Below are 24,126 nucleotides of genomic sequence, written 5' to 3' on the forward strand. Positions count from 1 at the left end.
CCCGAGATGATCCGCTGTTTCCACCGCGCGGCCGCGCTGCCGGCGCGCGCCCTGTTTTTCGTTCTTGCTTTCGCTGCCACCGGCATGGTCACGGCGGCCGAGGCGGCGACCCGTGTCGCGGTGTTCGACTTCGAGCTGCTCGACAGCAGCACCGAAGCCGATATTCGCGGGCCCAAGCCCGAGGAGGCCCAGCGCCTCGCCTTGATCTCGCAGGAGGTCCGCCAGCGGCTGGCGCAGGCCGGCTATAGCGTGGTCGATCTCGCGCCGCAGGCCGAGCGGATCGACAAGGCCTCGCCGCTGCGCAACTGCAATGGCTGCGAGCTGGCCATCGCCCGCGACCTCGGCGCCGATATCGAGGTGATCGGGCTGGTGCAGAAGGTCTCGAACCTGATCCTCAACATCAATTTCCAGGTGCGCGACGTATCGGACGGGCGGGTGCTGCGCGCCGGCAGCGCCGATATCCGCAACAACACCGATGAATCCTGGCTGCGCGGCATCTCCTATCTGGTGCGCAACCGCCTGCTCGATCCGCCGATGACCGGCAAGGGAGCGCCGTGATGGAGGTGAGGTTCTCGCGCCGCGCGCTGCTGGCCGGCGCCGCGCTGTCGGGCGTTGCCGGCCTCGCCGCGCCGGTGCACGCGCAGGCGCCAGCTCTTTCCTTGCGGGTCGGCGCGCTGAAATTCGGCACGCTGAACTGGCTGATGGCCGCCATGGCCGCGCAGCAGCAGGATGCCCGGGAAAAGCTCAGCGTCGAGAGCGTGGATTTCGCCTCGGGACAGGCGACCACCGTGGCGTTGCAGGCCGGCGATATCGACCTCATCGTCACCGACTGGCTTTGGGCGATGCGCCGGCGCAACGATGGCGAGCGCATGCAGTTCGCCCCGTTCTCCAACGCGCTGGGCGCGGTGATGGTGGCGCCGGGCGGGCCGGTGAAGACGCTCGGCGACCTGAAAGGCCGCAAGCTCGGCGTCGCGGGCGGGCCGCTGGACAAGAGCTGGCTGCTGCTGCGCGCCTATGCCAAGGCGACGCTGGGCATCGAACTGGCGGACATCGTCGAGCCGGTGTTCGGCGCCGCGCCGCTGGTGAGTGAGCAACTGGCGCTCGGGCGGGTCGATGCTGTGCTCACCTTCTGGCCCTATGCCGCGCGGCTCGATGCGCGCGGCTTCGCGCGCCTCGTGGACATGACGCAGGTGATCACGGGGCTGGGCATTTCGCCGGTTCCCCCGCTGGTCGGCTTCGTCTGGCGCGGGGCGATCATGGGAGAGAAGGGCGCGGCGCTGGCCGCCTTCCTGCGTGCGGCGGCGGCGACCAACAAGGTGCTCGCGACCTCGGACGCGGCATGGGAGCCGGTGCGCCCCTTGATGCAGGCGGCGGACGAGGCGGAGTTCGTCAAGCTGCGCGACTATTACCGTGCCGGCATTCCCGGCAGCTTCGGCGAGGCCGAGCGCGCCTCCTGCGCCCGGCTCTACGAGGTGCTCGCCAGTCTCGGCGGGCCGGAACTGCTGGGGCCGAACGCGCAATATGACCGCGGCCTGTTCATGCCGGTCGGCGAGTGAGGCGGGCGTGAGCGCAGCGGCGCGTCTCGGCGTCACCCTCGGCTCGCTGCTGGCGCTGATATTGGCGTGGCAGGTGGCGGCGCTGCTGGTCGCCTCGCCGCTGCTGCCGGGGCCGCCGCAGGTGGTGCGCGCCATGATCCGCGCCTCGGCGGACGGAGAACTGCCGCGCAACATCGCGATCACGCTGGCACGGGTGGCGGTGAGCTTCTTCCTGGCCATGGCGATCGGCTCGGTCATCGGCATCGTTCTCGGGCGCTCGAAACCGCTCGACGCGGTGTTCGGGCCGTGGGTTCTGGTGCTGCTCAACCTGCCGGCGCTGGTGATCATCATCCTCTGCTATGTCTGGTTCGGCCTCACCGAGGCGGCGGCGATCACGGCGGTGGCGGTGAACAAGATTCCCAATGTCGCGGTGACCATGCGCGAGGGCGCTGCCGCACTCTCGCGCGACCTCGACGAGATGGCGCGGGTGTTTGCCGTGCCGCGCGCCCGCGCGCTGCGCCATGTGGTGCTGCCGCAACTCGCCCCGTTCTTCACCGCCAGTGCCCGCTCCGGCCTCGCGCTGACCTGGAAGATCGTGCTGGTGGTGGAACTGCTCGGGCGCTCCAACGGCGTCGGCTTTGAGCTTCAGACCGCGTTCCAGATGTTCGATGTGCCGATGGTGCTGGCCTATGCGCTGGCGTTCACCGCCGTGGTGCAGGTGATCGAGATCGCGCTGATCCAGCCGCTGGAGCGGCGGGCGAACCGGTGGCGGCGATGAGCGAGATTCGCATCGAGATTCGCGAGAAGCGCTTTCCGGCCGTCGCGGGCGGTCCTGAGCGGCTGGTGTTCCGCGACTTCCGGCTAGAGGTGCGCGACCGCGAGTTCCTGGTCCTGCTCGGCGCCTCCGGCCTCGGCAAGACCACGTTGCTGAACATCGTCGCCGGCCTCGACACCGCCTTCACCGGGCGGGTGAACTTTTCGGGGACCAAGCCGCGCATCGGCTATGCGTTCCAGAATCCGCGCCTGCTGCCGTGGCGCACCGTGCTGGAAAATGTCGCGCTGCCCTTGCCGGAGGGCGAGGCCGGGCGGGCGAGCGCGCTGGCGATGCTGGCGGAGGTCGGGCTTGCCGATCTCGCCCGGGCCTATCCCGAGCGGCTCTCGCTCGGCCAGCAGCGGCGGGTCGCGCTGGCGCGGGCCTTTGTCATCGCCCCCGACCTGCTGCTGATGGACGAGCCCTTCGTCTCGCTCGACGAGGCGACCGCGTTCCGCCTGCGCGAACTGTTGCGCGCGCTGCTGGAGAGGCACCCGGCGACCGTGATGTTCGTCACCCACGACCGGCGCGAGGCGCTGGAGGTGGCGACGCGGATCGTGACGCTGGAAGGCACGCCCGCGCGCATTGCCAAGGATGTCCCGGTCGACCCGGCGGTGCGCTTCGACGCCATTCGCCGCGGCACGATGAAGAAGGCGGCGCCCTGAGGCGCGATGTCCCGAAAGCTGAAATGAAAAAGCCCGAGGCGCGAGGCCCCGGGCTCTGAAGTCGGCTGGCTGAAGGGGAGTGGCCCTTCGTCTGAGTATATCGAGGCGGACTCGCCGCCCTCACTTGTTCAGAAAGATCGCCGCCAACCGCTGGAGCAGGCCCTTCGGATATTGGGCCGCGGGCGGAGCTTTTGTCTGCCCAGGGTTGTCCCCGATCTAAGCGGCGAAGGGGTGCTTGGCGGAGGAGGCCTGCGCGACCACGTCCTTGACCTTCGGCTCGCCGGTCACGGCGCGCTTGAGGGCTTCCTTGGTCGCTTCATAGTTGAACTGCTGGATCTTGGCGTCGTCGGCCGCTTCCCAGTGGATGAACACGCCGACCGAGATGAACAGGTCGTCGGCTTCGTCTTCCGGGATGGTGCCGTCGGCAACGCAGTCCACCACGGCCTTGGCCACGGCGTACTGGGCGGGGCCGAACATCTGGACGGCCTGGCGGGCGTCCTTGATCGTCACCTTGTTGAACAGGATCGTGTTGGGCTTGGCGAGCAGGTTCGGCGTGACCACCGCGAGAAGCGAGGTGAAGCCGTCCTTGTTGTTGGTGAGCGCGTTGACGAAGGCGCTCTCGGCCGCGCTGCCGCGCGGTCCGATGATGAGGTCGATGTGGGCGACCTCGTTGCCGTCGCCGACCAGCGACTCGCCGATCATTACCTTGTTGATCTTGGCCATCTAATTCCTCCCGAACGGGTTGCATGATCAGAGAGACAGGAATCGTCCCTCTCCCAGAATGTCCCGGCTATCTTTGTTGCAGCGTTTGAAACACCAAACCGGTTGGCCCGATAGCTCGACCAGACACGTCACAGGTGAGAGACTAGAGCCGCTTCGCCTGAGCCTGCAAGGGATTCTTCGGTACATGACAGGCATTTCCGCCTTTTGTCGCGGGTGCCCCGGCTGGAGGTGTCCGTTACGGCAGGCGGTCTGCATCTATTCGTGCATTGGCTAAATAATAGCCGGTTTCGCGGGCGCGCGATCAATCCTTGACCGCATGCCGAAGGCGTGTCCGGCGGGCAGGCACTGCGGCTCGCTTGCAATCTGGAGTACCGGATGGCATCGGGTTTGCTTATTAAGTGTTAACGGTCGGGAGCAGGGGAAGTTGCGGTCCCATGAGCCAGAGGGAAGGCCGGCGACGGGAATGGGAAGCGCACGGGCAGGCTGTTTTTCACGCCTAAGGGACCCGTTATGGAATTGATCTTGTCGATCTGCCTGATTGCCAATCCCGGCACCTGCCGGGAGGAGGCCGTGTCGGTCAATCTTGAGCAGCCGCAGATTCCGGTGCAGTGCATGATGGGTGCGCTCCCCGTGATCGCGGAATGGAGCGAGACCCATCCCAAGTGGAAGGTGACCAAGTGGCGCTGCGGCCGGGCCGGGGCGGGCGGCCGCGAGATCTGAGCGGCGTTCCCGATCCGCTGAGATAAGCCCCGGCGCTCCTGCTGCACTGCGGCGTGCGCCGGCGGCGAAGACGTGAAATCATTCCCGCTTCCTTAAGGATAAGGCTTCGGGAACCTACCCGCATGGGGCGCGTCTTTCTGTCTTCGCTGCGCGCGCGGATTTTGTCGTCGCTGCGCGTGCGCATGGCGCTGCTGCTGGTGGTCGCCGTGCTGGTCACGGCCGCCTCGGCGGGGCTGCTGGTGTATACGCTCGGCGCGGCGAGCCATCAGCTCGACCGGCTGGTCTCCGCGCAGAAGCGGCTCGACTTGCTCTCCGCCGTCTCTGGCCGCATCGGCGATTACGCGCTGGTGGCGTTGCAGGCCGCGCAGGAGGGGCGGGGGCTCGGCCGCGACGGGTTGAACGCGGCGCGCCAGCGCACCGACGCCGCCTTCGAGCGCTTCGAGACCGCGCTCGCTGCCGATGTGATGCGGCTCGGCGATGAGGAACAGCGCACGCTGATGGCGGCGCGCAGCCGCACCGTCGCCCGGCTTCGCGCCCAGTTCGAGGTGATGGACCGGCAGGTGCGGGCCGCGCTGACGCAGGAGAATCCCGCGGTCGGCGTACGAATCGCGCTCGATGTCTTCGCCGCCGGCTTCGGCGCGCCGCTCGGCCATGCCATGGAAGAGGAGCGCATGGCGGCGCAGGCGGCGCAGGACGAGGTGGAGGCGCTGCGCGCGCGCACCATGCGCTGGGGGCTGCTGGGCGTCGTCGCCGCGATCGTGCTGGCGGTCGCGCTGTACCAGCTTCTCGCCCGCTCACTGTTGCGCCGGGTCTCCGACGTCGCCACTGCCGCCTCGGCGATTGCGCGCGGGCGCTCCGACACACGGCTCCAGGTCACCGGTCATGACGAACTGAGCCTCGCTATGGCGCGGTTCAACCGCATGGCCGCGCATCTGGCCCGGCGCGAGGCGCGGCTGGTGGCGGACCAGAGGCATCTGCAGGAGACGGTCGATGCCCGCACCGCCGAATTGCGGGCCGCCAATGCGCGGCTGTCCTCGATCGATGTCGCACGGCGGCGATTTTTCACCGATGTCAGCCACGAGCTGCGCACGCCGCTCACGGTGATTCTCGGTGAGGCCGAGGTGTCGCTGCGCCCGGCCGCGCCGCGCCCGGACGACATGCGCGCCGCGCTCCAGGTGATCCAGACCCGCGCGCGCAAGCTGCATCGCCGTGTCGAGGACCTGCTGCGGATCGCCCGTTCCGAGAGCGGGCAGATCGAGCTGGAGCGCTCGCTGTTCCCGGTCGCCGGTCTGGTCGAGGAGGTGCATGAGAGCATGCGCCCGGTGGCGCGGGCGGCGGGCGTGGCGCTGGAGGCCGATGCGCCCGAGGACCTCGTAGCCGATGGCGACCATGACTGGCTCCGCCAGACGCTGGATGGGCTGGTCGCCAACGCCATCCGCCATTCCGCGCCGGGCAGCCGCGTGACCATCGCCGCCCGACAGGAGGACGGTCAGGTGGTGCTCAGCGTGACTGACGAGGGCAGCGGCATTCCGCCGGAGGAATTGCCGCATGTGTTCGAACGGTTCTGGCGCGGGGCGGGGCAGACCAGCGAGGGCAACGGCTTCGGCATCGGGCTGGCCCTTGCCAAATGGATCGTCGACCGCCATGGCGGAACCATAGAGATCGAGAGCCGGACCGGCAGCGGAGAAGAGGGCGCGAGCGGAACGCGCGTCACCATCCGCCTGCCGCTACCGATGCCGGACGAGACGCTGGAGGCCGCGCAGTGACTATTCTGATTGTCGAGGACGACGCCGATATCGGTTCCCTGCTGCGGCGCGGCTTCACCGCCGAGAGCTACCAGGTCGAGCTGGTGGCCGATGGCGAGCAGGCGCTGAAGGCGGCGAATGGCGCGGCGCTGGAGGCCATCATCCTCGACGTGATGCTGCCTGGCCGATCGGGAATCGAGGTGTGCAAGGCATTGCGGGCCGGCGGCCAGACCGCGCCGATCATCATGCTCTCCGCCCGCTCCAGCGTGAACGAGCGCACCGAGGGGCTGCTGGCCGGGGCGGATGACTACATCGTGAAGCCCTTCGCCTTCGAGGAACTGCTGGCGCGGGTGAAGGTGCAGGCGTTGCGCCGCTCCAGCGCCGATGGCGAGCCGCGCACGCTGACCGCCGGCCCGCTGACGCTCGACCTCGATACGCGGCAGGTGCAGGCCGGGGCGACGCGCGTGCGCTTCACAGAGCGCGAGGTCGAGCTGCTGGCGCTGCTGATGCGCCATGCCGGCGAGCCGCTGGCGCGCGCGGACATCTTCGCCGCGCTGTGGGCCGGACATGGCGGCGCCTCGCTGAACGTGGTCGACGTCTATGTCGGCTACCTCCGGCACAAGCTCGCGGACGTGACGCCGGAGGGTGGCAACATGATCGTCACCGTGCGCGGCCGCGGCTTCATGTTCGAGCCGCCGACGGAATGACGTCAAATATTCGCGTGACGAATAGTGCACTGCAATATTGGTATAATGTCGACCTGTCACTATTCCTTGAGGCGTTCTTGACGATTCAGACCAGAGTAGCCACACTAGTCTAGCGGTGTGAAAAGCCGTTAATTCAACTGTTCTCTTATGAACTTCTTATGAGATCATCAAGAGACAAAGAACGTCAGGAGGAAGAAATGGCCTGGAATACTCCCCGTATCGTGGAAGTCTGCGTCGGCATGGAAGTCAACGCCTACTATCCGGCGGACTTCTGATCGACTGAGGGCGAGCCGGCGCGCGCGGCATCTCGATGCTCACCACGTCGCCTCGCCTGCGTCTTGCCATGCTCGGCTCGGCTGCCGGCGGCGGCTATCCTCAGTGGAACTGCCGGTGCCGAGTATGTGCACTCGCCTGGGACAACGACCCCCGCGTCCGTCGCCGGACCCAGACCTCGATGGCGGTGAGCGCGGATGGCGAGAGCTGGGCGCTGGTGAACTGCGCGCCGGAAATCCTCGCGCAGATTCAGGGCTTGCCGGCCCTGCAGCCGAAAGCGCTGCGGCACAGCCCGGTGGCATCGGTGTTGCTCACCAATGCCGATATCGACCATGTGGCCGGGCTGCTCAGCCTCCGGGAGGCGCAGCCCTTCACCCTGCTGGCCACGCCCGCCGTCCATGAGGTGCTGCGCGCCAGCGCGGCCTTCGATGTGCTGGCGCCGGAGGTGGTGACGCGCACGCCGGTGGAACTCGGGACCTCGTTCGATCTGGTCGCGGGGGTGGTCGCGGAGATTTTCCCCGTTCCCGGCAAGATCGCGCTCTATCTCGAAGGCGGCGACATCCGCGCCCATGGCGAGGTGCAGACCGCGATCGAGGGCGAGCAGACCATCGGCGTCGAATTGCGGGCGGGAGGGGCGCGGGTGCTGTTCATTCCCGGCTGCGCGCGGATGACCGACGCGCTGCGCGCCCGGATCGAGGGTGCCGACGCCGTGCTGTTTGACGGCACGCTCTGGCGCGACGACGAGATGGTGCAGGCGGGCGTCGGCACCAAGACCGGCCGGCGCATGGGCCACATGTCGATGAGCGGGGAGGAGGGATCGATTGCCGCCTTCGCCGGGCTCGATGTCGGGCGGAAGATTTACGTGCACATCAACAATACCAACCCGGCGCTGATCGAGGGCTCGGACGAGCGGATCGCGGCGAACCGGGCGGGATGGGAAATCGCCGAAGACGGAATGGACATCGTGCTATGACCACGCTCCTCTCCCCCGCCGAACTCGAAGCGCGCCTGCGCGATGTCGGTGCCCGCCGCTATCACAGCCTGCACCCGTTCCATAAGCTGCTGCACGGCGGCAAGCTGGATTTCGGGCAGATCCAGGCCTGGGCGCTGAACCGCTATTACTATCAGGCGATGATCCCGGTGAAGGATTCCTCCGTCCTCGCCCGGATGGAGGATGCCGATCTGCGCCGGGTCTGGCGCCAGCGCATCATCGACCATGACGGCGACCATGAGGGCGAGGGCGGCATCGCCCGCTGGCTCAAGCTCACCGACAGCCTCGGGCTGCCGCGCGACTACGTGACCTCGCTGCAGGGCCTGCTGCCGGCGACCCGCTTCGCGGTGGACGCCTATGTGCATTTCGTGCGCGACAAGAGCCTTTTGGAGGCCATCGCCTCCTCGCTCACCGAGATGTTCTCGCCCGGCATCATCGGCGAGCGGGTGGCGGGGATGCTCGCCAATTACGATTTCGTCTCCAAGGACACGCTGGCCTATTTCGACAAGCGCCTGACGCAGGCGCCGCGCGATGCCGATTTCGCGCTCGATTATGTGAAGCAGCACGCCCGAACCCCGGAGCAGCAGCAGGCGGCGATCCGCGCGCTGGAGTTCAAGTGCGACGTGCTGTGGGTGCAGCTCGACGCGCTGTATTTCGCCTATGTCGATCCGAAGATGGCCTATCCCGGCGCCTTCGTGCCGAAGGAGGGCTCAGGCGCCTCCGCGCCGCGGGAGACCTGAATGGGCCAGCATTTCGCCCCGACCGGCACACCGAAGCTCGCGCGCGGCGTGCGCCTGCGCCATGACGAGGCGCGCGGCCAATGGGTGCTGCTTGCACCCGAGCGCGTGCTCAACCCCGATCCGGTGGCGGTTGAAATCCTGCGCCGGGTCGATGGCTCGCGCAGCATCGCCGGCATTGTCGACGAGCTGGCGCAGGCGTTCACGGTCGAGCGCGAACGCGTCGAGGCCGATGTCGACGACTTCCTCAAGGGCCTCGTCGACAAGGGCATGGTGGAGGTTTCGGGATGAATGTCGCCGCCCCCTCGCTCGCCGATCTCGCCGGGCAGGCCAAGGCGCTGGTGCGCCCCAAGCCGCCCGCGCCTTATGGCATGCTCGCCGAGCTGACGCATCGCTGCCCCCTGCAATGCCCCTATTGCTCGAACCCGGTCGAACTTGACCGGCGCAATGTCGAACTCGACACCGCGACCTGGCTTCGGGTGTTCGAGGAGGCGGCGAAACTCGGCGTGTTGCAGGTCCATCTCTCCGGCGGCGAGCCGACGGCGCGGCGCGATCTTGAGGCGATGGTGCGCCACTGCGTCGAGGTCGGGCTCTACACCAACCTGATCACCGCCGGCGTCGGCGTCACCAATGAGCGGCTGCAAAGCCTGGCGGATGCCGGCGTCGACCATGTGCAGCTCTCTTTCCAGGGCGCGGACGCGGCGATGACCGCCCATGTCTCGAACCTGAAGGACGCGTTCGAGCGCAAGCTGGCCGTCGCGCGCGAGGTGCGCCGGCTCGGCCTGCCGCTCACCGTCAACGCGGTGGTGCACCGCGCCAATATCCACCAGATCCCCGATTTCCTCGAACTGGCGCAGCGGCTTGGCGCGCGGCGCATCGAGATCGCCCACGCGCAATATTACGGCTGGGCGCTGCGCAACCGCGCCGCGCTGATGCCGACGCGCGAGCAGGTGTTCAAGGCGCTGGAGATCGTGGACGAGGCGCGGGTGCGGCTCGATGGCATCCTGACCATCGACGCGGTGGTGCCGGATTATTACGCCAAATATCCCAAGCCCTGCATGAATGGCTGGGGCCGGCAGTCGCTCAACGTCACGCCATCCGGCAAGGTGCTGCCGTGCCACGCCGCCGAGACCATTCCCAACCTCGATTTCTGGAATGTCGCGGAGCATTCGCTCAGCGAGATCTGGCTCGACAGCCCGGCCTTCAACGCGTTTCGCGGCACCGACTGGATGCCGGAGCTGTGCCAGTCCTGCGAGCGCAAGGAGAAGGACTGGGGCGGCTGCCGCTGCCAGGCGATGGCGATCGCGGGCGATGCCAGCGCCACCGATCCGGCCTGCCACAAATCCCCGCTCCACGACCATCTTCTGGCGCTGGCCGAAGAGGACGCGGCGTTGGGCGTCGACCAGTATGACTACCGGCGCTTCACCGTGCCGGAAAAAGCGCAGTAATCGGCCGAACGACAAAACAACACGGCCGATCAGGGAGAGATGACCCGCCCATGAAATCGCTCGCTTTCGGGCTCGGCGCCCTATTGCTGGCCGGTGGTGCCGCGTTCGCGGACCCGACCGCCACGCAGCTGTTTTTCGATACGCCGTATCTGTCGCGCGTCGCGCCCGGTACGCGGATCGATTACGCCTTCCACCACAAGACTGCCGAGGCGAAGCTCGGCGAGAGCTTCGACGAGACGCTGGCGCTGAACGTGACCGCCGAGCCGAGCGATCCCGCCCGGCGCGTCGCCGAGGTCGATATCAAGCGCGGCGATCGCCATGCCGAGGCCGGGCCATTCCCGACGCTGAACGGCAATCCGGTGTCGCTGATCCTGCTGGAGCGCGATGTGAAGGAAATGGCGCAGCTCTCCAAGGGCAGCCCGTTCTACCTGCGCAACCGCGTGCGCGACCACATCGCCGCCGGCAAGGTCGAGCCCGCGCGCTTCGATTTCGACGGGCGCGCGGTGGAGGGCTGGAAGCTGTCCATGACGCCGTTCGCCGACGATCCCAACAAGGACAAGCTGCTGGAACTCGCCGGCCGGCATTACGAATTCCTGTTCTCCGATGCGGTCCCCGGCGGGCTCTATTCGATCTCGGTGGTGACGCCCAAGGCCGAGGGCGGGGGAAACCTGATCGAGACCAGCCTGACGCTGACCGGCACCGGCCCGGCGGCCGCGACAGAGGGAGCGAGCAAATGAAAGCGTCTCTCCAGCGCTTCGTGCTTTCCGCGCTGTGCGCGGCCTCGCTCGTCGCCTTCGCCGGTGCGCCGCTCCACGCGCAGGGCGGGGCGAACACCGTGGTCGGGCCTGCCGGCCCGATCGCCGGCTATGGCACCAGCGCGGCGCAGGGGCCGGCGGCGGGGCTGATCAACGATTATCCGACCGTGGCCCGCGCCGACTACGTGTTCGGCTGCATGGCGGCGAACGGGCAGACCAGGCAGGCGCTGGAGAAGTGCTCCTGCTCGATCGACACCATCGCGACCATCCTGCCCTATGAGAAATATGTCGAGGCGGAGACTATCCTGTCAGTCGGGCAGGTCGCCGGGCAATCTTCCGAGCTGTTCCGCAACACGGCGATGTTCCGCGACATCGTGGCGGACATGCGCCGCGCGCAGGCGGAAGCCGAGTTCACCTGCTTCCGCTGAGGCGGGTTGCTCCGTGTGATCGGTGGTCCCGGATCGGCCTCCGGCCATCCGGGATGAGGCGGGTCACCCGGCCGGCTTCAGCGCGCCCTCGAACCTGCGGCCCTCGGTGTCGCCCGCCTCGACGCGGACCGGCCCGCCGGTCGGCTCGTAGGAGAAGCGGATCGCCGGGTCCTCGCTGAGCGAGATGCCGCCCTGCATCGAAAACACCAGCTCGTCGCCCTGCTTCACCACGATGTCGTCGACGAACATGGCCGGGGTGTAGAGCCGCGTGATCGGGTCGATCTGCAGGCCGGAATAGTTCGGGTGGCGGATCATGAGCTGGATGCGCGAGACGCGGCTGGCCTTGGTTGCGTCTCCCATAGTGGCGTCGCCGGTCTGGCCGTCATCGGCGGCGCGCAGCTTCATCTGGCCGATGTTCTTCAGCGCGGCTTCCTCGTCCTTCATCGCCGGCGCCGAGCAGCCGCCCGATGCCTTCACATAGCTCTCCGCCATGTGCAGCCCGCCGTCGCTGGTCTCGGCGATGGCGCGGACATAGCTGTAGCTGTTCACCCGCAGCCGCGTGCCGAGCGCGATGTCATGACGCGCGCCGCCGAAGGTGAAGGTGGCGGCGACCGGGGCCGGGTTCTCGTCGACGATCAGCGTCAGCTTCGCGATGGTGCGCGGATCGCCCGCCGGCAGCATCACCTCGACGTCGATCGGCACCATGGCCGCGTCCTCGGCGCGCTTGGGCGCGGTGAGCCGCACCAGCGGGCTGCCGTCCTCGATGGCGCGTTCGCCGAACACATCAGAGCGCAGCGAGCGCCAGGTGGCGTCGGCGCCCGCCTCCTGCGCGGCGGCGGCTGTGGAGGCGAGGCACAGCGCCGCCAGCGCGATCGGCCAGGCGAGGCGCAGGGGACGGCGGATTTCCGGCAGATGCGGCAGATGAAGATGCGGCAGGTGGAAATCAGGAAGGTGGAAATCTGGGCGGTGCATGGCGTTGCTCCCGGGGCATGTACCGGGTCTTTGGCCGCCCGGCTGATGCCGCCATCATACACCATCGCGGCGTGAATTGCAGGTCACGTCGCGGCGATCCGGCGGGCGTGTCGCCTGCCGGCGGGACCGCCCGCACATTGTTGGGACGCGGCGCCCATCCGCGTGCCGCAAACCGCGCCCGATCAAGGCATTGCGCCACCTCTGTCTTAATTTAGTCGGCGTCGGCGGGTGGTAATCGCGCCGGTACGGGATACCCTGTGCCGCTCTCACCCCGAAGGGACGACATGCCGACACAAACGCCCGCCGCTCCGCGTCGCTCCCGATCCGCCTCCGCGACCAAGGAACAGGCCGCGCCTGAGGCCGACGAGACAGGCGCGCCGGCACAGCTTGCCGACCGGGAGCCGGTGCTGGTCGACCTCGCCTTGCAGGGCGGCGGCTCGCACGGGGCGTTTACCTGGGGCGTGCTGGACCGGTTCCTCGAAGAACCGTGGCTGAAGATCGACGGCATCTCCGGCACCTCGGCCGGCGCCATGAATGCCGCCGTGCTGGCCCACGGCTTCACGGCCGGCGGGGCGGAAGGCGCGCGCGCCGCGCTGCGCAGCTTCTGGACCAAGGTATCGGAAGCCGCGCGCTACAGCCCATTCCAGCGCGGGCCGCTCGACCGCCTGCTCGGGCGCTGGACGCTGGATTCCTCGCCCGCTTTCGTGGCGATGGACCTGATCTCGCGGCTCTATTCGCCCTATGATCTCAATCCCGGCGGCTCGAATCCGCTGCGCACCATCCTTGAGGACATCATCGACTTCGAGGCGCTCAAAGCGTCGCCGATCCGGCTGTTCATCACCGCGACCAGCGTGCGCACGGGGCGGGGCAAGGTGTTTCGCAACGCGGACATAACGCCCGACGTGCTGCTGGCCTCGGCCTGCCTGCCGACCATGTTTCAGGCCATCGAGATCGACGGCGAGGCCTATTGGGACGGGGGCTATGCCGGCAACCCGACCATGACGCCGCTGGTGCGCGAGCTGGAGTCCGACGACACCATCCTCATCCCGATCAACCCGATCGAGCGCGACGGGGTGCCCGACACCGCGCGCGACATTCTCAGCCGACTGAACGAGGTGTCGTTCAACGCCGTGCTGCTCAAGGAGCTGCGCATGATGGCGCTGATGCGCCAGGTCGCCGATCCTGGCCATACCGAAGGCGCGCAATGGGCCAGGATGCGCATTCACATGGTGCACAACAAGGTGATGGGAACGCTCGGCTATTCCTCGAAGCTCAACGCCGAGAAGGACTTCCTCGACCTGCTCCACGCCGAGGGCCGCGAGGCCGGCGGCAAGTTCCTCGCCAAGCATGGCGAGGATATCGGCAAGCGCTCGACGCTCGACATCGACCAGCTGATCGAGGGGGTGTGACGAATGGGGCTTCTCGGCATTCTGGTCGGCCTTGGCCTGCTGATCTTCTTCGCCTTTCGCGGCTGGAGCGTGCTGCTGCTGGCGCCGATCGCCGCGCTGGTGGCCGCCGCCTTTGCCGGCGAGCCGCTGCTGGCGAGCTGGACCCAGACCTTCATGGAGAGCGCCGCGCGCTTCATCGCGCAGTTCTTCCCGCTGTTCCTGCTCGGCGCGCTGTTCGGCAAGATCATGGACGACAGCGGCTCGGTGACCACCATCGCCCGCTGGATGACCGAGAAGCTCGGCACCGAGCGCGCCGTGCTCGCGGTGGTGCTGGCCGGCGCGCTGGTGACCTATGGCGGCGTCAGCCTGTTCGTCGCCTTCTTCGTGCTGGCGCCGATGGGGCTGGCCTTGTTCCGCACGGCCAACATTCCGCGCCGGCTGATGCCGGCGGCGATCGCGCTCGGCACCTCGACCTTCACCATGTCCGCCTTGCCGGGCACGCCCTCGATCCAGAACGCCATTCCCATGCCGTTCTTCGGCACCACGCCGTTCGCCGCGCCGGGCCTCGGCATCATGGCCTCGGCCATCATGCTCGCCTTCGGCCTGTGGTGGCTGAAGCGGATGGAGGCGAGGGCGCGGGCGGCGGGAGAGGGCTTCGGCGACGACGTGCCGGCGCCGGTGGACGCGGCGGCGGACGACCCGCTGGTGCGCGAGCGGGCGACCACCGCCCATGAGTTCGACCCGGCGGAAATCCACAACGGCATGCACGCCTATAGCGAGCCGCCGATCGTGCTCGCCGCGCTGCCGCTGATCGTGGTGGTGGTGGTCAACCTGCTGATGTCGATGCTGATCCTCCCGGCCATGGACGTTTCGTTCCTTGCCGAGGAGCGCTGGGGCGGCATCTCGCTCTCGGCCGTGGGCGGCGTGTGGTCGGTGGCGACCGCGCTGCTGGCGGCGATCCTCACCGCGCTGGCGGTCAACTGGCGGCGCCTGCCGTCCAAGCGCTCGACGATCGACGCCGGCGCCAATGCCTCGGTGCTGCCGATCTTCAGCGTGGCGAGCCTTGTCGGCTTCGGCGCGGTGGTGGCGGCGCTGCCGGCCTTCGAGCTGGTGCGGCAATGGGTGCTGGGTATCGAGGGCGGGCCGCTGGTGTCGCTCGCCATCGCCACCAACATCCTCGCCGCGCTTACCGGCTCCGCCTCCGGCGGCCTGACCATCGCGCTCGACTCGCTGGGGCCGACCTATATGAAGATCGCCGCCGAGATCGGGCTCGATCCCGCACTCCTGCACCGCGTGGCGGTGATCGGCTCCGGCACGCTGGATAGCCTGCCCCATAATGGTGCCGTGGTGACTTTGCTCGCGGTATGCGGCACAACGCACAAACAAAGCTATTTCGATATCGTCATGGTGGGCATTGTCGGCGCGATCCTCGCGCTTGTGGCGGTGATCATGGTCGGCTCCGCCGTCGGTTCGTTCTGACCCGGCGGCCGCGCTTCCACCCCCGGCGAGCGACCAACGCGAGAGACCATGACCAGCATTCAGACGCCGGGCCTGCTGAGCTTCACCATCGCCATTCTGGTGTTCTTCGCCGGCGCCGGCCTCAATCGCGCCATCGAGCCGCTGCGCCGCTTCAACATTCCCGAGGCGGTGACCGGCGGCATGCTCGCGGCGCTGGCGACGCTGATCGCCTATGAGTTCTTCGACGTCGAGATCAGCTTCGCGCTCGAAGCGCGGGACATGCTGCTTCTGTATTTCTTCACCGGCATCGGCCTCAACGCCAAGCTGGACGACCTGATTTCCGGCGGGCGTCCGCTGCTGGTGTTGCTGTTGCTCACCCTGGTCTACCTCGTCGTGCAAAATCTCATCGCGGCCACCAGCGTCGCGGTGCTCGGCCTGCCGGAGGGGCTGACCGTGTTCCTCGGCTCCGCCTCGCTGATCGGCGGGCACGGCACCACCATCGCCTGGGCGCCGCTGATTTCCCAGCGCTTCGGAATCGCCAACGCGCTCGAAGTCGGCATCGCGGTGGCGACGCTTGGTCTGGTGGTGGCGAGCCTTGTCGGCGGCCCGATCGCCAGTTTCCTGCTCAAGCGTTACCAGCTCAAGGGCCCGCGCGCCGAGGATGCGGTGGTCGGCCTTCCCGACCGGCTGGAGGACCGCCAGCGTGACGACATGAGCCATGTCGCCCTGCTGCGCACGGTGCTGGTGCTGAACGTCACCATCCTGATCGCCTTCGTGCTGGAAGGGCTGATCGAGACGCTGCCGATCAAGCTGCCGATGTTCGTGGTGTGCCTGCTGGTCGGCATCGTGCTGACCAATACCGTGCCGCGCCTCATGCCGCACATCGTCTGGCCGACGCGCACCCGCGCGCTGGCGCTGGTCTCCGACCTGTCGCTGAACGTGTTCCTCGCCATGTCGCTGATGAGCATGCAGCTCTGGACGCTGGGCGGGCTGGGCATCGCGCTGGTCATCGTGCTGGCGATCCAGACCGTGGCCGCGGTGGCCTACATCATCTTCGTGGTGTTCCCGGCCATGGGGAAGAACTACGAGGCGGCGGTACTGTCCGCCGGCTTCACCGGCATCTCGCTCGGCGCGACGCCCACCGCCATCGCCAACATGACGGCGGTGACCAAGGCGCACGGCGCCGCCGCGCGGGCCTTCATCATTTTGCCGCTGGTGTCGGCCTTCTTCATCGACATCGCCAATGCCGCCGTCATCGGCTTCCTTGCCCGCTGACCGCCCTGACCTGAGAGAATCTGCCGATGCTGTCACGCCGCTCCCTGTTCAAGGTCCTGTTCGCCGCCGCTGCCGTTCCGCTGGCGGCCGGCCTCTCCAGCGAGGCCGAGGCGCAGTATGTCGGCCCGCGCGGCGCTCCGCCGCCGCCGCGCCGCGAGCCGCGCCCCCCGGCGCGCCGGGGCTACACCTGGGTGCCCGGCCACTGGGCCTGGCGCCGCGGGCCTGGCTGGGTGTGGATGCCCGGCTATTGGGAGCAGAATCGCCGCGGCTTTGTCTATGTCGGGCCGCGCTGGGTGCTGCGCCGTGGCCAGTGGGTCTACGAGCCCGGCCGCTGGGTGCGCCAGATGCGCTGAGGCGCGCCTCGTCCAGAAGCACGAAAGCCGGGCCTCGCGCCCGGCTTTTTGCTGCGCCGAGGCGTCCGGCTATTCGGGGGCGCCCGGCTGGCGCACTGTTTCGTTCATCGAGCGGCCGAGCTGCTCCACCTGGCCTTCATAGCCGCGGCGCGTCTTGGGATCGAACACCGCGATCGGCGCGCTGATGGCAAGGCCCGCCGCGCTGCCCACCGTCTGGCCGACGCCCATGGCCACCGCGCCGATGCGGTCGCCGATGCTGACATCGGAATCGGTGATGGTCTGGCCGTTCACCAGCCGGGTGCCGATGAGCTGCACCACCTCCGGCGAGGAGGCGAAGCGGCCATGGTTCAGCGAGTCGCCGCTCTGGACCTTGGTCAGGTCGATGACGGTGATGCCGGACTTCTCGATCTCGTCGAGATGGTCCTCGGCATTGATCTGTCCGAGCCGCTCGACATTGCCGGCGATGCGCCGCGAGACCTGCAGCGCCCGGTCGTCGCGCGAGACGAACAGGGTGAAGCGCGTGCTCGGCCGGTTCAGCGCCAGCCACTGGGTGGTGAACACGTCGATGTCGATATCGGGCGAGGCGAGGATCACGTTGGTGATCTTCTTGGGCAGGGTGCCGCGCCGGATCGCCATCTGCCGCAGCCCTTCCATGGCGAGCCACGCGCCCATGGAATGCGCCATGATGGTGACGTCGGCGACCTCCGGATCGCTCGCGACCTCCCACACCACCTGCTCGAAGGCGTCGCGCGAGAAGATCGTGCTCTCGCGGTCGAACAGATAGTCGAACACCCGCGCCCGCGAGGGCCAGGTGAACAGCACCGGGGCGACCTCGGCCCCGGAATCATGGGTGATCTGGGCGAAGCGGTAGACGGCGTCCTCGAAGCGGTTGTTGAAACCGTGCACGAAGATCATCACCCGCTTGCTGGGCGGCAAATTCTGCCGGAGCCAGACCCGCGCGGCATCCTTGCCGCCCAGCGGCTTGACCGAAATGGTGGCGAAATCGGTCATCGGGTTGGGCGGCAGGCTGCGCGGCCACTGCACCTGGCCGATCTGGCGGTTCGCATCCGGCGGGATCGACACGTCGAAGGCCGACAGCGAGACCGCGGAGCCGCGCTCGCCGGTGTAGCGGATACCGGGATTGTCGGAGGGCGCGCGGGTGGTGGCGACCAGCATATTGACTTCGGTGGCGTCTGGATTGGTCTGCGTCACCGGCGCGAGCACGCCGGTCGGGCGATTGGCGCAGGCGGCAAGAACGAGGCAAAGCAAAGCGCCCGCGAGAGCGCGGCTCACGCGCCGGGCGCTCCCTGCTGTGCTGTGTGGTCCGGCGTGCAACACCTTGACGCTACCCTGGTCTGAACAAGCCTGCCGACGGCACGTCGCCGTCCTTCTCGTTACAGGCTCGCGGCACGTGCCTCAAGCACGCTGCCCGGTCAGCCGGGGTGGGGAGGTCCGATTTCCGCCGAGAGTTGCAGCGCGGCACCAAGCAGCAGGATGACGAGCACCAGCAAGGCGCCCGCCACCGGCCAGCGCCGGATCCAGTCGTCGAGCCGCTCGGCGGCGATGCTGGCGCGCTGCGCGAGGGGAAGCAGCGCCGCGCCGAGCACCACGGCATCGCCCTCCGGGATACGCGGCAGACGGTCGCGCAAGCGCAGCAGCGGGAGGAACAGAAGCGCACCCAGCAGCAGCGGCCATGTCGCCTTCCATAGCGCGGACGCCGTGAAAACGGCGCCGAACCCGTAACCGCTCGCGGCCGGAAACAGCGCCCATGGCACGAGCAGCGAGGCGGCCGCCACGCCGAGCCAGGGCGCGAGGAGCGGCGCTCCCGCCGGTTTCGCGTCCGGCGCGAGGGCGAGGCGGCGCAGGAAATGCAGCATCAGTAGCGTGCTTCCCGTCGCCGAGAGCGTGACCAGCAGCAGGACCGGGCCGTCGCCGAACAGGTCCTTCACCGCATATTTCGCCAGCATGCCGCTGGTGAAGGGCAGGCCGGCGAGGCTGAGCGCCAGCAGCGCCATGATCGCCCGCTGCCACGGCAGGGCGCGCCCCGCCGCCACCCCGACCCCGAGGAATAGCGCGCCCTTCACCAGCAGATGGTGCAGCGCGTAATAGGCGGCGAGCGTGCCGGTGCGCGCGTCGCCCAGCGCGAGGCCGGCGCCGAGCACGGCCGCGATCACCCCCATCTGGCTCACCGTGGAATAGGCGAGCACCACCTTGGCGTGATGCTGCGTCACCCCGACCCCGACCGCATAAAAGGCGGTGAACAGGCCGAGCCCGACCAGCACCGCGCCGGTGGCTTCCAGCCCAGCCTCGAAGGGCAGGAAGCGGATGAGGCCGATGACGCCTGCCTTGACGATGATGCCGCTGAGCGCTGCCGAGGCCGGCATCGGCGCGACAGGGTGGGCAAGCGGCATCCAGACATGCAGCGGCACCAGTCCCATTTTCAGGGCGAAGCCGAGAATGAGCAGGGTGAGGATCGCCCCGCGCCAAAGCGAGGTGGGCAGGCCCGCCACGGCTTCCGCGATCATCGGGTTGCCTGTCGCCTGCCCGGTCGCCAGCATGACGAAGGCCATGAGCAGGAAGGCTTCGCCGAGCAACGCCAGCACCATGTAGAGGGTCGCGGCGCGGCCGGCGGCGGGCGTGCGCTCATGGGCGACGAGGCCATAGGCGGCAAGGCTCGCCAGCGAGAAGGCGAGGTAGAAGCTGGCAAGGTCCGCCACCAGGAACAGCGCGAGGCTGCCGGCCATGGTCGCCAGCCACCAGGCGGCGAAGCCGGCGCGGCGGGCATCCCTGGCCATGTAGCTCGCGGCATAGAAGCCGGCGAGGCTCCACAGCAGCGCGGCTCCGCCCAGCAGCATGGCGCCGGGCAGGTCCAGCGCCAGCGTCAGCCGCAGCGGATCGGGCGCCAGCACCAGCGCGCCCCCGGGCGCCAGCAGCGCGGCGAGCAATGCCGGCAGCGGCGCGAAGGGCAGCAGGCTCATCAGCCGCGCGCGCGGCCCGCGCCACAGTGCGCTTGCCAGCATCGCCAGCGGCAGACCGGGCGCGGCGAGGAGCAGAAGACCGGCGACGTTCAGGCTCCCGCTCATGGCAGCACCTCGCGGCCAATGCCGAGCAGGGCAAAGGGCTGGAGCGGCACGAAGCCCAGCGCCACCGCCACCAGCGCCAGCGCAAGCACCACGAGTTGCCGGGCGAGCGGGGAGGGCGGGCCGCCGGGCTCGCCCGCGGGTCCGTCCGCCATCGCCGCGCCGAGCACGCGGAACACATAGCCGGCCGCCAGCATGCCGCCTGTGAGGATCACGGCGGCGATCCACCACAGCCCGTTCGCGGTGGCGGCGCTCAGCAGCAGCAGCTTGGCGACAAAACCGCCGCTCGGCGGCAGGCCCATTAGCGACAGCCCGGCCAGCGCGAAGGCGGCGACCGCCACCGGCAACCGGCGCGCGAGGCCGGCGAACTCGCCGATGCGGTCATGGCCGAGCGTCTCGGCGATCAGCCCGGCGGCGAGGAACATCGCGGCCTTGGCGAAGGCGTGCGAGACAAGTTGCAGCACGCCGCCGGTCCAGCCGATGGTCTCCCAGAAGGCGAGCGGACCCGCCGCCAGCGGGAACACCAGGAACAGGTAGCCGATCTGCGCCACGGTGGAATAGGCGATCAGCAGCTTCAGCCGCGCCTGCCGCAGCGCGACGAGCGAGCACAAAAGGATCGCCCCCGCGCCCAGCGCCGCCAGCAACTGCCCCGCCAGTGGGCTCGGCAGCGGCGGCAGCAGGTCGAACCACAGTCGCAGGATGAGGAAGAACGGCGCCTTCACCACCAGCGCGGAGAGCACCGCGCTCGCGGCCGGCGGCGCGCCGGCATGGGCGGGCGGCAGCCATAGATGCAGCGGGAACAGCGAGGCCTTGGCCATCAGTCCCACCGTCATCATCGCCACCGCCGCCAGCGTCACCGGATCGGCCTGCACCAGCTCGTGCAGCAGCCCTATGTCGAGCACGCCATAGCGGCCATAGATCAGCGCCACGCCGAGCAGATAGAGCACCGAGCCGAGCAGGGCGAACAGCAGGTAGCGCAGCGCCGCGTGCAGCGTCGCGGTGCGCCCGTCGAGGCACACCAGCGTCACCGCGCTGAAGGTCAGCAGCTCCAGCGCCACGAAGAAATTGAACAGGTCCTCGCCAAGGAAGACGAGGTTGAGCGCGCTCCACATCGCCATCAGCATCGACCAGAAGGTGAAGGGCGCCCGCGTGTCGCCGTCCACACCCTCCGGCGTGCGGAACTCGCGCTGCGAGAACAGCGCCGCAGCACAGATGATCAGTGCCGCCAGCACCAGCATCACCGCCGACAGCCCGTCCGCGCGCAGCCTGAGGCCGAGCGGGGGCTCCCAACCGCCCAGCGTGTAGTGCAGCGCCCGCCCGCCGGTCCACACCTCGACGAGGATCGCCACGGCCAGCGCGACGCCGAGCGGCACCGCGACGCGGGCGACGCGCTCGGGATGCAGGCCGCGCAGGCCGAGCATGGCGCACAGGCCGAGGATCGGCAGCAGCACCGCGAGCACGAGGAGGAGGCTCGCCGCATCGTTGACCGGAACGGGCATCATGGCTCGCCCTTCCCGCCGTCCTCGGGCTCGTTCTCGGCATCCGAGATCTTCAGCAGCAGCGTCGCCGCGAGCGCCGTGGCGGAGAAGGCGACGACGATGCCGGTGATGACGATGGCCTGCGGCACCGGATCGCCGTCCAGCCCCGCCGCCGCGCCGCGCCGGCCGATCACGCCGAACAGGATGAACACGCCGCTGCCGAGAATGTTGAAGGCCAGCAGCTTGCGCAGTGCGTCGGGCAGCACGATCAGACCGTACAGCCCGATCCCGACCATGCCGGAGGCGCACAGGCCGAACAGGGTGGCGGCGGAAATGAACGGCGTCATCGGCGCGGCGCCCGTTCCGCCGGCCCCGCCACCATCAGCGCCAGCGCGGCCACGATGGAGACCGCCAGCGCCGCCTCGATCAGGATGATCAACGGCTTGGCGAAGGCGTCGGGGTAGGCGAGGAAGCCGTCGGCCCACCAGAGGCCGGCGAAGCCGATGGCGAGGAACACCAGCGGCCCGGCGACCAGCGCCGCGCGGATGCCACGGGAGCCGGTGCGCGGCGGCGGGGCGAGGCCCGCCATCATCGCCAGCAGCCACATGGCAGCAAGGATGGTGCTCGCCTGAAACTTGCCGCCCGGCTCGTCCGCGCCGATCCAGAACAGATAGCCCGCGATGACGATGCCGAAGGGCGGCAGCACGCGGGCGAGGAAGACCAGCGCCGGGGAGGGCGGCCCGGTGCGCCACGCTGCCGGCTCCCCGCCCCAGAACCGGTCCGCGCCCAGCGACCACACGCCGATCAGTGCGAGCAGCAGCACGATGATCTCAAGGAAGGTGTCGAGCGCGCGATAGGCCAGCAGCACGGCGGTGACCGGATTGCCGAGGCCGGTGCGGCCAATCGGCTCCATGGCGGCGGCGGCGAGCGAGGGCGCGGGATCGGGCAAGGCGAGCACCAGCGCCATCAGGGCAAGGCTCACCCCGGCGCACAGCACGCCGGCGATCCAGCGCGTCGCGCGGCCCGGCGGGGCGCTCATGCCGCGCATCGCGCCGAGCCGGGCGGAGACCCGTAGCAGCAGCACGCCGGTCGCCCCGCCCCCGATGGCGGCTTCCGTCAGCGCCACGTCGACGGCGGCGAGCCTTATCCACACCAGCGCCAGCAGCAGCCCATAGGCGATGAAGCCGAACACCGCCGCCCGGCGCTCGCGCACCGTGACGATCCAGCCGGCGGTGAGCAGCACTAGAGCCGTGAGCAGCAGGGCGAAGGGCTCGCTCATTGCGCCTCCTCGCGCGTTTGCTCCGGCTGGCGCTTGGCGAGCCCGGCGAGGAGCTGGCTGGCGCCGGCGCTGGCGATCTGCACCAGCACCCAGATGAACACCAGCTTGAGCCCGGCCAGCACGCTGCCGAGTTGCGGCAGCAGGCCGAGCACCACGAGGCCGAGCCCGAGATTGTCGGCCTTGGTCAGCGCGTGCAGCCGGGTCAGCGTGTCGGGAAAGCGCAGCAGGCCGACCGTGCCGGCGAAAAAGAAGAACACGCCCGCGCTCACCGCCAGAATGGTGAACAGGTCGGCGAGGAGGCTCATGGCGCGCCCTCCCGCTTGCCGGGCGTCCGCAGGGAGCGCGAGGCGAGCCGGCCGGATTTCAGGCTCATGGTGGCGGCGGCGAAGGCGGCGAGCAAGGTGAGCACCAGCGCGACGTCGACGATCGCCGACAGTCCGGCGGCGGTGGCGGCGAGCAGGCAGATCGCCGCGCCGGAGGAGCCGAGAAGCTGCGCCGCCATCATGCGGTCCACCGGCGCCGGGCCGCGCAGCAGCGCCAGCATGCCCAGCGTCATCATCAGCGCGACCAGCATGGCGGCGCCGAGCAGGAATTCAGCCATCGGAGCGCCTCCCGGGCACATGTCTTGCCGGAGGCAGCGCGATGCCGGCGGCGCGGGCGAACGCTTCCTCTTCCGCCGCGAAGACCGCCAGCACATCCGCGTCGGTGTCGAGGCAATGGATCAGGAAGCCGTCGCGCACGTCGTCCTCGGTCGGCAGCGTGCCGGGCTGGAGGCTCATGAGCGCGCGGAACGCGTCGCGTGCCGGGCCGGGGGGCAGGCGCACCGGATAGAACAGCAGGCCGGGAGCCAGCATCAGGCGCGGCGAGAGCGCGCGGCGGGCGACATCGACGCCCGCGACCAGCGAGCCCCACAGGAAGCGCAGCGCGAGCCGCGCCAGCGCCGTGAGGCTGAGCCGCGTGGCCATGGGCGGCTGGAGGCGCAGGCTCGCCCAGGTTGCTGCCAGCGCGACCAGCAGACCGGCCGGCAGGTCCGCGCGGCGCCCGCCGGTGAGCGCCAGCCAGACGCACAGGAACATCGCCGCCCGAAAGGCAACACTGGCGAGCCGGTAACGCTGTTCTGACCTGCCGCGAGCCACGCCGACTTCCACGCTGTGCCGATGCCTCACTTATGGTGCCATGGTGCGAGCCGCGCAAGGCGACCTTATACAGCCCCGCCGACGCGCAAACCCCTGCCTGCGCTGATTCGCCGGGCCGGCTTGCCCGCCGTCCCCGGCGGGTCGCGCGGCGGCTTGCGCCTGCGTCCCA

26 protein-coding genes and 1 pseudogene are annotated in these 24,126 nt (G+C 69.0%); 17 read left to right on the top strand and 10 right to left on the bottom strand.

Features of this window, described 5'->3' with window-relative positions; genetic code table 11:
* The first annotated feature begins 6 nt into the window (after positions 1-6).
* The 4 genes from VRZ77_RS12055 to VRZ77_RS12070 are packed head-to-tail and all read left to right on the top strand — an operon-like array spanning position 7 to position 3,011.
* A complete protein-coding gene (locus VRZ77_RS12055; RefSeq protein WP_414592901.1) occupies positions 7-558 on the top strand; it encodes a DUF3280 domain-containing protein in 552 nt (183 codons plus the stop codon).
* Complete coding sequence (locus VRZ77_RS12060) at positions 558-1,556, top strand: ABC transporter substrate-binding protein (protein ID WP_414592902.1); 999 nt, start codon at positions 558-560, stop codon at positions 1,554-1,556. Before VRZ77_RS12055 ends, VRZ77_RS12060 begins: the two co-directional genes overlap by 1 nt.
* A complete protein-coding gene (locus tag VRZ77_RS12065; RefSeq protein WP_414592903.1) occupies positions 1,522-2,313 on the top strand; it encodes an ABC transporter permease in 792 nt (263 codons plus the stop codon). The genes VRZ77_RS12060 and VRZ77_RS12065 overlap by 35 nt, the downstream gene beginning before the upstream one ends.
* Entirely contained in the window at positions 2,310-3,011 is a 702-nt protein-coding gene (locus VRZ77_RS12070; protein WP_414592904.1) for an ABC transporter ATP-binding protein, read from the top strand. Before VRZ77_RS12065 ends, VRZ77_RS12070 begins: the two co-directional genes overlap by 4 nt.
* 216 nt (positions 3,012-3,227) lie before the next feature.
* Here VRZ77_RS12070 and fae read toward each other — a convergent pair whose 3' ends face one another.
* Positions 3,228-3,734 (bottom strand): formaldehyde-activating enzyme, encoded by a 507-nt coding sequence (gene fae, locus VRZ77_RS12075; RefSeq protein WP_414592905.1) that lies wholly within the window; start codon positions 3,732-3,734, stop codon positions 3,228-3,230.
* Positions 3,735-4,244: 510 nt separating this feature from the next.
* Between fae and VRZ77_RS12080 the strand changes: the two genes are divergently transcribed.
* From VRZ77_RS12080 to VRZ77_RS12120, 9 genes and pseudogenes are all read left to right on the top strand, one after another.
* Positions 4,245-4,454, top strand: coding sequence for a hypothetical protein (locus tag VRZ77_RS12080; protein ID WP_414592906.1), 210 nt, complete (start codon positions 4,245-4,247; stop codon positions 4,452-4,454).
* A gap of 122 nt (positions 4,455-4,576) precedes the next feature.
* The gene (locus VRZ77_RS12085; RefSeq protein WP_414592907.1) at positions 4,577-6,220 is read left to right on the top strand and encodes an ATP-binding protein; all 1,644 of its coding nucleotides are present in this window, start codon (positions 4,577-4,579) and stop codon (positions 6,218-6,220) included.
* Entirely contained in the window at positions 6,217-6,906 is a 690-nt protein-coding gene (locus tag VRZ77_RS12090) for a response regulator transcription factor (RefSeq protein WP_414592908.1), read from the top strand. Before VRZ77_RS12085 ends, VRZ77_RS12090 begins: the two co-directional genes overlap by 4 nt.
* Before the next feature lie 197 nt (positions 6,907-7,103).
* Entirely contained in the window at positions 7,104-7,181 is a 78-nt protein-coding gene (pqqA, locus tag VRZ77_RS12095) for a pyrroloquinoline quinone precursor peptide PqqA (RefSeq protein WP_241620936.1), read from the top strand.
* A gap of 56 nt (positions 7,182-7,237) precedes the next feature.
* Entirely contained in the window at positions 7,238-8,152 is a 915-nt protein-coding gene (gene pqqB / locus VRZ77_RS12100; protein ID WP_414592935.1) for a pyrroloquinoline quinone biosynthesis protein PqqB, read from the top strand.
* Positions 8,113-9,198: pseudogene (gene pqqC / locus VRZ77_RS12105) on the top strand (pyrroloquinoline-quinone synthase PqqC). Before pqqB ends, pqqC begins: the two are co-directional and overlap by 40 nt.
* Positions 9,195-10,355: a pyrroloquinoline quinone biosynthesis protein PqqE gene (gene pqqE / locus VRZ77_RS12110; protein ID WP_414592909.1), complete on the top strand. Its 1,161-nt coding sequence runs from the start codon at positions 9,195-9,197 to the stop codon at positions 10,353-10,355. Before pqqC ends, pqqE begins: the two are co-directional and overlap by 4 nt.
* Positions 10,356-10,405: 50 nt before the next feature.
* Complete coding sequence (locus VRZ77_RS12115; protein WP_414592910.1) at positions 10,406-11,092, top strand: hypothetical protein; 687 nt, start codon at positions 10,406-10,408, stop codon at positions 11,090-11,092.
* Complete coding sequence (locus VRZ77_RS12120; protein WP_414592911.1) at positions 11,089-11,538, top strand: hypothetical protein; 450 nt, start codon at positions 11,089-11,091, stop codon at positions 11,536-11,538. The genes VRZ77_RS12115 and VRZ77_RS12120 overlap by 4 nt, the downstream gene beginning before the upstream one ends.
* A 63-nt stretch (positions 11,539-11,601) precedes the next feature.
* Here the strand turns inward: VRZ77_RS12120 and VRZ77_RS12125 are convergent, their stop codons facing one another.
* Positions 11,602-12,510 carry a quinoprotein dehydrogenase-associated SoxYZ-like carrier gene (locus VRZ77_RS12125; protein WP_414592912.1) on the bottom strand — a complete coding sequence of 303 codons (909 nt, stop codon included), beginning with the start codon at positions 12,508-12,510 and terminating at the stop codon, positions 11,602-11,604.
* A gap of 284 nt (positions 12,511-12,794) precedes the next feature.
* Here VRZ77_RS12125 and VRZ77_RS12130 point away from each other — a divergent pair, with 284 nt between their 5' ends.
* From VRZ77_RS12130 to VRZ77_RS12145, 4 genes are read left to right on the top strand one after another with little or no spacing between them, the layout of a single operon-like run.
* Complete coding sequence (locus VRZ77_RS12130) at positions 12,795-13,919, top strand: patatin-like phospholipase family protein (protein WP_414592913.1); 1,125 nt, start codon at positions 12,795-12,797, stop codon at positions 13,917-13,919.
* A 3-nt stretch (positions 13,920-13,922) separates the two neighbouring features.
* Positions 13,923-15,377, top strand: a complete 1,455-nt coding sequence (locus VRZ77_RS12135) for a GntP family permease (protein WP_414592914.1) — start codon at positions 13,923-13,925, stop codon at positions 15,375-15,377.
* 48 nt (positions 15,378-15,425) lie between these two features.
* The gene (gene gltS, locus VRZ77_RS12140; RefSeq protein ID WP_414592915.1) at positions 15,426-16,631 is read left to right on the top strand and encodes a sodium/glutamate symporter; all 1,206 of its coding nucleotides are present in this window, start codon (positions 15,426-15,428) and stop codon (positions 16,629-16,631) included.
* 26 nt (positions 16,632-16,657) lie between these two features.
* Positions 16,658-16,984 (top strand): hypothetical protein, encoded by a 327-nt coding sequence (locus tag VRZ77_RS12145; RefSeq protein ID WP_414592916.1) that lies wholly within the window; start codon positions 16,658-16,660, stop codon positions 16,982-16,984.
* Positions 16,985-17,053: 69 nt separating this feature from the next.
* Here VRZ77_RS12145 and VRZ77_RS12150 read toward each other — a convergent pair whose 3' ends face one another.
* The 8 genes from VRZ77_RS12150 to VRZ77_RS12185 form a co-directional block, all read right to left on the bottom strand.
* Positions 17,054-18,277, bottom strand: a complete 1,224-nt coding sequence (locus VRZ77_RS12150; RefSeq protein ID WP_414592917.1) for an alpha/beta hydrolase — start codon at positions 18,275-18,277, stop codon at positions 17,054-17,056.
* A gap of 140 nt (positions 18,278-18,417) precedes the next feature.
* Positions 18,418-20,067: a complex I subunit 5 family protein gene (locus VRZ77_RS12155; protein WP_414592918.1), complete on the bottom strand. Its 1,650-nt coding sequence runs from the start codon at positions 20,065-20,067 to the stop codon at positions 18,418-18,420.
* A complete protein-coding gene (locus VRZ77_RS12160) occupies positions 20,064-21,566 on the bottom strand; it encodes a complex I subunit 5 family protein (protein WP_414592919.1) in 1,503 nt (500 codons plus the stop codon). The genes VRZ77_RS12155 and VRZ77_RS12160 overlap by 4 nt, the downstream gene beginning before the upstream one ends.
* Positions 21,563-21,889 (bottom strand): NADH-quinone oxidoreductase subunit K, encoded by a 327-nt coding sequence (locus VRZ77_RS12165; protein ID WP_414592920.1) that lies wholly within the window; start codon positions 21,887-21,889, stop codon positions 21,563-21,565. The genes VRZ77_RS12160 and VRZ77_RS12165 overlap by 4 nt, the downstream gene beginning before the upstream one ends.
* Positions 21,886-22,821 (bottom strand): hydrogenase subunit MbhD domain-containing protein, encoded by a 936-nt coding sequence (locus VRZ77_RS12170; protein WP_414592921.1) that lies wholly within the window; start codon positions 22,819-22,821, stop codon positions 21,886-21,888. Before VRZ77_RS12170 ends, VRZ77_RS12165 begins: the two co-directional genes overlap by 4 nt.
* Positions 22,818-23,126 carry a monovalent cation/H(+) antiporter subunit G gene (locus VRZ77_RS12175; RefSeq protein WP_414592922.1) on the bottom strand — a complete coding sequence of 103 codons (309 nt, stop codon included), beginning with the start codon at positions 23,124-23,126 and terminating at the stop codon, positions 22,818-22,820. Before VRZ77_RS12175 ends, VRZ77_RS12170 begins: the two co-directional genes overlap by 4 nt.
* A complete protein-coding gene (locus VRZ77_RS12180; protein WP_414592923.1) occupies positions 23,123-23,422 on the bottom strand; it encodes a multiple resistance and pH regulation protein F in 300 nt (99 codons plus the stop codon). The genes VRZ77_RS12175 and VRZ77_RS12180 overlap by 4 nt, the downstream gene beginning before the upstream one ends.
* The gene (locus VRZ77_RS12185) at positions 23,415-23,957 is read right to left on the bottom strand and encodes a Na+/H+ antiporter subunit E (protein WP_414592924.1); all 543 of its coding nucleotides are present in this window, start codon (positions 23,955-23,957) and stop codon (positions 23,415-23,417) included. The genes VRZ77_RS12180 and VRZ77_RS12185 overlap by 8 nt, the downstream gene beginning before the upstream one ends.
* Positions 23,958-24,126 lie beyond the last annotated feature (169 nt).

Origin of the sequence: Ancylobacter sp. G4_0304 (assembly GCF_047501495.1) — a bacterium.
Taxonomy (GTDB): Bacteria; Pseudomonadota; Alphaproteobacteria; order Rhizobiales; family Xanthobacteraceae; genus Ancylobacter.

What these genes read in the sequence shown, in the direction of transcription:
- VRZ77_RS12055 (WP_414592901.1), top strand. Translation starts at nt 7, where the DNA reads ATGATCCGCTGTTTCCACCGCGCGGCCGCGCTGCCGGCGCGCGCCCTG.
- VRZ77_RS12060 (WP_414592902.1), top strand. Translation starts at nt 558, where the DNA reads ATGGAGGTGAGGTTCTCGCGCCGCGCGCTGCTGGCCGGCGCCGCGCTG.
- VRZ77_RS12065 (WP_414592903.1), top strand. Translation starts at nt 1,522, where the DNA reads ATGACCGCGGCCTGTTCATGCCGGTCGGCGAGTGAGGCGGGCGTGAGC.
- VRZ77_RS12070 (WP_414592904.1), top strand. Translation starts at nt 2,310, where the DNA reads ATGAGCGAGATTCGCATCGAGATTCGCGAGAAGCGCTTTCCGGCCGTC.
- fae (WP_414592905.1), bottom strand. Translation starts at nt 3,734, where the DNA reads ATGGCCAAGATCAACAAGGTAATGATCGGCGAGTCGCTGGTCGGCGAC.
- VRZ77_RS12080 (WP_414592906.1), top strand. Translation starts at nt 4,245, where the DNA reads ATGGAATTGATCTTGTCGATCTGCCTGATTGCCAATCCCGGCACCTGC.
- VRZ77_RS12085 (WP_414592907.1), top strand. Translation starts at nt 4,577, where the DNA reads ATGGGGCGCGTCTTTCTGTCTTCGCTGCGCGCGCGGATTTTGTCGTCG.
- pqqA (WP_241620936.1), top strand. Translation starts at nt 7,104, where the DNA reads ATGGCCTGGAATACTCCCCGTATCGTGGAAGTCTGCGTCGGCATGGAA.
- pqqE (WP_414592909.1), top strand. Translation starts at nt 9,195, where the DNA reads ATGAATGTCGCCGCCCCCTCGCTCGCCGATCTCGCCGGGCAGGCCAAG.
- VRZ77_RS12115 (WP_414592910.1), top strand. Translation starts at nt 10,406, where the DNA reads ATGAAATCGCTCGCTTTCGGGCTCGGCGCCCTATTGCTGGCCGGTGGT.
- VRZ77_RS12120 (WP_414592911.1), top strand. Translation starts at nt 11,089, where the DNA reads ATGAAAGCGTCTCTCCAGCGCTTCGTGCTTTCCGCGCTGTGCGCGGCC.
- VRZ77_RS12125 (WP_414592912.1), bottom strand. Translation starts at nt 12,510, where the DNA reads ATGCACCGCCCAGATTTCCACCTTCCTGATTTCCACCTGCCGCATCTT.
- VRZ77_RS12130 (WP_414592913.1), top strand. Translation starts at nt 12,795, where the DNA reads ATGCCGACACAAACGCCCGCCGCTCCGCGTCGCTCCCGATCCGCCTCC.
- VRZ77_RS12135 (WP_414592914.1), top strand. Translation starts at nt 13,923, where the DNA reads ATGGGGCTTCTCGGCATTCTGGTCGGCCTTGGCCTGCTGATCTTCTTC.
- gltS (WP_414592915.1), top strand. Translation starts at nt 15,426, where the DNA reads ATGACCAGCATTCAGACGCCGGGCCTGCTGAGCTTCACCATCGCCATT.
- VRZ77_RS12145 (WP_414592916.1), top strand. Translation starts at nt 16,658, where the DNA reads ATGCTGTCACGCCGCTCCCTGTTCAAGGTCCTGTTCGCCGCCGCTGCC.
- VRZ77_RS12155 (WP_414592918.1), bottom strand. Translation starts at nt 20,067, where the DNA reads ATGAGCGGGAGCCTGAACGTCGCCGGTCTTCTGCTCCTCGCCGCGCCC.
- VRZ77_RS12160 (WP_414592919.1), bottom strand. Translation starts at nt 21,566, where the DNA reads ATGATGCCCGTTCCGGTCAACGATGCGGCGAGCCTCCTCCTCGTGCTC.
- VRZ77_RS12165 (WP_414592920.1), bottom strand. Translation starts at nt 21,889, where the DNA reads ATGACGCCGTTCATTTCCGCCGCCACCCTGTTCGGCCTGTGCGCCTCC.
- VRZ77_RS12170 (WP_414592921.1), bottom strand. Translation starts at nt 22,821, where the DNA reads ATGAGCGAGCCCTTCGCCCTGCTGCTCACGGCTCTAGTGCTGCTCACC.
- VRZ77_RS12175 (WP_414592922.1), bottom strand. Translation starts at nt 23,126, where the DNA reads ATGAGCCTCCTCGCCGACCTGTTCACCATTCTGGCGGTGAGCGCGGGC.
- VRZ77_RS12180 (WP_414592923.1), bottom strand. Translation starts at nt 23,422, where the DNA reads ATGGCTGAATTCCTGCTCGGCGCCGCCATGCTGGTCGCGCTGATGATG.